The 1,254-nt window shown below is 34.1% G+C and carries 2 protein-coding genes; one reads left to right on the top strand and one right to left on the bottom strand.

Going from position 1 to position 1,254, the window contains the following annotated elements:
- Positions 1–240: 240 nt before the first annotated feature.
- Positions 241–507, top strand: a complete 267-nt coding sequence (locus FBT53_RS15930; RefSeq protein ID WP_136952177.1) for a hypothetical protein — start codon at positions 241–243, stop codon at positions 505–507.
- A 132-nt stretch (positions 508–639) separates the two neighbouring features.
- Here the strand turns inward: FBT53_RS15930 and FBT53_RS15925 are convergent, their stop codons facing one another.
- Entirely contained in the window at positions 640–1,134 is a 495-nt protein-coding gene (locus FBT53_RS15925; RefSeq protein ID WP_136952176.1) for a hypothetical protein, read from the bottom strand.
- Positions 1,135–1,254 lie beyond the last annotated feature (120 nt).

Here is a 1,254-nt window from a genome sequence, read left to right as displayed (position 1 = left end):
TTCTTTTTTCGACAGGGTGGTTTTTTTGATTCTTCCATAGATTGCTAAATATGATAACTTTTTTAGTCAACCTATTTCAGGACGATGCCTTCTGCCAAATGCACTACAACGGTTTGTGTAAGGCAAGTAGCCTACACAGAAAACACTAAAGATTGAAATGATTACAAACCTTGCAAATAGCGAAAAACTTAGCCACATGACGGCTATTTGCTTTACACTTTGTTATGTGGCGTTTTTAGTATGGCTAAAAAATTAATGATAAGCAAGCTGTTTCCAAACAAGGTACTCACTAATGAGGAAGCGGAATGGGTAAGAAGATATTACAGTTTTTTTGGATTCGAGCCAATAGAGACTGAAATGGTGGTGGATGAAGTTACATTTATTGCAATGGTCAAGAAGAATGTAATATGGCTCGAAGACTTTGTAAATGACGGCATAAATTCTATTGAAAGCAGCGCAAGAGAGCTTCCTTATTATGAAAAGGTGGTTTACTCAAATGCCACATAACGGTTGGTATAACCGAAGTTACGGTATTTAGTTGGTAGTGTTAGAATTAAGCACAGGTTTTAGCAATTCGTGCTGGATTCGGACGTAGTCGAATCCGCCGTAATTGCGGTTATTCATTGTTGTAAAACGTTTTTATATTGTCTTTTCAATTAGTTTTTTAATAAAAAATTCAGACACGACTATATTCCGTTTGTGATACATTTTTTTTCTTTTCTCGGTAGTTTGGTCTTCTGGTTTCAGTTTTGCTCTTAAATCCACTTTATATTCAGGTGGTTTGGTTCGATAATACTCAAAATTCCAAGATTTTATTTCGTTAATAAAGTCAGTTCCATATTTCGGTAAAAATTGATTTTCAGCAATGCCCTTTATCAAATTTTGAGTTGTTTTTTTATCCGATTCTATAGGGATTAATTTTCCGTTTTCCCCTTTTAGAATGACAAGATTTTTTTTAGAGTCAATTTCAACGATTGAGTGAGATTTCCAAGCAAATATTTTGGCTTGAGAAATACCTAATTCCTTATGAACTTTCGCTTTTGCTTGATTCCAAGTTGTTCCGCTTCCAAGCAAGAATCTAAATAATATGTCGAATAGTTTAGTCAAATGTTTTACAACGGCAGTCTGTCCCAAAACCGCCTTCAGATTTTAATATAAAATTAGCTTATTAGTTTCAAACTACCGAAGCTTGTAAAAAGGAGGGCGAAATTTTGTTTTGCTCCAAACTACCATTAATTGATTTAAAACCCTTTT

The sequence above is a fragment of the Flavobacterium sp. ASW18X genome, assembly GCF_005144745.1.
GTDB lineage: Bacteria > Bacteroidota > Bacteroidia > Flavobacteriales > Flavobacteriaceae > Croceivirga.
Note: the sequence above shows the minus strand (reverse complement) of the source record. Positions and strands in the feature narration are given on the sequence as shown.

Coding starts and splice junctions, on each gene's coding strand:
- FBT53_RS15930 (WP_136952177.1), top strand. CDS start 241: ATGGCTAAAAAATTAATGATAAGCAAGCTGTTTCCAAACAAGGTACTC.